At 63.1% G+C, this 2877-nt stretch carries 2 protein-coding genes; both read right to left on the reverse strand.

The genetic code is table 11. The annotated features are described in order from the left end of the window. Window positions 1-14: 14 nt before the first annotated feature. Window positions 15-1328, reverse strand: a complete 1314-nt coding sequence (gene xylA, locus ACEQXV_RS03465) for a xylose isomerase (RefSeq protein ID WP_370267921.1) — start codon at window positions 1326-1328, stop codon at window positions 15-17. Next, on the reverse strand, window positions 1325-2776 hold the full coding sequence (gene xylB / locus ACEQXV_RS03470) for a xylulokinase (RefSeq protein WP_370267923.1): 1452 nt from the start codon (window positions 2774-2776) through the stop codon (window positions 1325-1327). Before xylB ends, xylA begins: the two co-directional genes overlap by 4 nt. Window positions 2777-2877: the final 101 nt, after the last annotated feature.

Here is a 2877-nt window from a genome sequence, read left to right on the forward strand (position 1 = left end):
TGGTCGCTTTCGGATCAAACGTAGCGGTTGACGACGTTTTCGAGATATTCCTGACGACCGGAGCGCGGTTCGGGATTGATGTTCTCCCGTTCCACCTTCTCGGCAATCTGGTCGAGCGTGTATTCGCCCTTCAGCATCTTCTGCGCCTCGGCGTCGTTCCAGCCGGCATAGCGCTCGTCGAGCGGCTTCTGAAGCGCACCATCCTCGATCATCCTGGCGGCCGCCTTCAGGCCGCGGGCGCAGCAGTCCATGCCGCCGATATGGGCGATCAGAAGGTCTTCCGGATCGATCGACTGGCGGCGCAGCTTGGCGTCGAAATTGGTGCCACCGCTGGTGAAGCCGCCCCCTTGCAGAATGTGGTAATAGGCCAACGCGACCTCGGGCACGTTGTTGGGGAACTGGTCGGTGTCCCACCCGGACTGGTAGTCATTCCGGTTCATATCGATCGAGCCGAAGATGCCAAGCGCCACGGCGGTTGCGATCTCGTGCTCGAAGCTGTGGCCGGCAAGGATCGCGTGGCCCTGCTCGATATTCACCTTCACCTCGCCTTCCAGCCCGTGGCGCTTGAGGAAGCCATAGACCGTGGCCACGTCGTAATCATACTGGTGCTTGGTGGGTTCCTGCGGTTTGGGTTCGATCAGGATGGTGCCGTCGAATCCGATCTTGTGCTTGTACTCCACCACCATGTTCAGGAAGCGTCCGAACTGCGCGTCTTCCTGCGCGAGATTGGTGTTGAGCAGCGTCTCATAGCCTTCGCGCCCACCCCACAGCACGTAGTTTTCGCCGCCCAAACGGTGCGTCGCGTCCATGCAGGATTTCACCGTCGCGGCGGCGAAGGCGAAGACATCCGGGTCAGGGTTCGTGGCCGCACCCGCCATGAAGCGGCGGTTCGAGAACATGTTGGCCGTACCCCAGAGCAGCTTGACGCCGGTCTGCTCCATCTTCTCGGCGAAGTAGTCCGCGATCTGGTTCAGCGTATCGCGGTTTTCGGCAAAGCTTGCCCCATCGGGGCGGATGTCGAAATCGTGGAAGCAGAAATAGGGCACTTTCAGCAGGCTGAACATCTCGAAGGCCACGTCGGCCTTGAGCTTGGACAGCGCCATGGTGTCGCCGGGAAACCACGGGCGTTCGAAGGTCTGGCCACCGAACGGGTCATTCCCCGGCCAGACGAAATTGTGCCAGTAGCAGGCGGCAAAGCGCAGGTGGTCTTCCATGCGCTTGCCCATGACGATCTCTTCGGGTTTGTAGTGACGGAAGGCCAGCGGGTTGGCGCTGTCAGCGCCTTCGAACGGGATCTCGGTGATGTCGTTGAAAAAGCCGGTGCTCATGTCAGTGCTGCCTTGATGGAAGGATAAAGGGCGCGGTATCGGGCGTAGCTTTCGCCATATACGTCCGTCAGATCTGCGCGCGGGTCGATGGTTTCCGCCACATCGGGCGGGGTCATGATCTCGTGGATGTCGGCTCCGTCAGCGGCCATGCCGAGCCGCGCCGCGCCAAGCGCCGCCCCGAACTCGCCCTTTGCAGGCAGGCGCAGGGGCAGGCCCAGGATGGTGGCGAGGCTTTCCAGCCAGAACCGCGACTGCGTGCCCCCGCCGATGGCAAGAACAGAGTCGAGCCTTGTGCCCGTGGATTTCAGCGCCTCCAGCGAGTCCCTGAGTGCGAAGCTGACGCCTTCCATGACGGATTGGGTCAATGCTTGTTGGTCCGATGCAATGTCGAGCCCCACGAACGCGCCGCGAATATCGGCGTCGTTATGCGGGGTCCGCTCGCCAGACAAATACGGCAGGAAGAGCGTGCCGGACGGGCCGTTGATTGCGTCAGGCAAGTGTCCCGCCAGCGTAGCGGGACTGTCGTTCAGCGTCTTGGCCAGCCAGTTCAGGCAGTCAGTCGCCGCGAGGATCACCCCCATCTGGTACCAGGTATCCGGCACCGCGTGGCAAAAGCTGTGAACGGCGGTTTCGGGCGCGGGGGCGAAGCTGTCCTTCGCGGCCAGCAGCACGCCCGAGGTGCCTAGCGAGACGAAGCCGTCACCCTCGCGGAAGCAGCCCACACCACAGGCCGCGACGGCATTATCCCCGCCGCCGCCGGCAACAACCACGGGTCCGGAAATGCCCCATTCGGCGGCCAGATCGGCGCGCAACTGGCCCGAGGCATCGCTCCCTTCAACAAGGCGCGGCATCTGGTCGGGGCGCATGTGGCCCGCGGCCAGCAAGTCGGGCGACCAGTCTCGTTTGCCAACGTCAAGCCAGCTGGTTCCGGCAGCGTCCGACATGTCCGACACATGTTCCCCGGTCAGCCAGAGGCGCAGATAATCCTTTGGCAGAAGCACCTTGGCGATCTTAGCGAAAATCTCGGGCTCGTTCTGTTCGACCCAGAGGAGCTTGGGCGCGGTGAACCCGGGAAAGACGATATTGCCCGACAGGTCGCGCACACCGGGCGTCGCATCAAGCGCGGCGGCCTCGGCATGGGATCTTGTGTCGTTCCACAGGATGCAGGGGCGCAGCACGCGATCTGCGGCATCCACCAGCGTCGCCCCATGCATCTGCCCCGACAGACCGATCCCCCTGATGGCCGCGACGGCGGCGGGCGCGTCGGCCTTCAGCTTGTCCATTGCAGCGCGACAGCCTTCGACCCAATGGGCAGGGTCCTGTTCGCTGTGACCCGGTGCAGGATGGCTGACGGGCCAGGCCTCTTCGGCTGAGGCGACCAGCGACCCACCCGCATCGACAAGCACCGCCCGAAGCCCGGACGTGCCCAGATCCAAACCAAGATACATGGGTCCTCCCAATGGCGCCCTCCCCGGTCGCCATATTTATTTTATTGATTGAATTAATTTCACGACGCGCGACTCGAGTCAAGCCTCTGCCGCGCCCGGGT

This window comes from Nioella sp., assembly GCF_964229645.1.
In the GTDB taxonomy this organism is placed as follows: Bacteria; Pseudomonadota; Alphaproteobacteria; order Rhodobacterales; family Rhodobacteraceae; genus Nioella.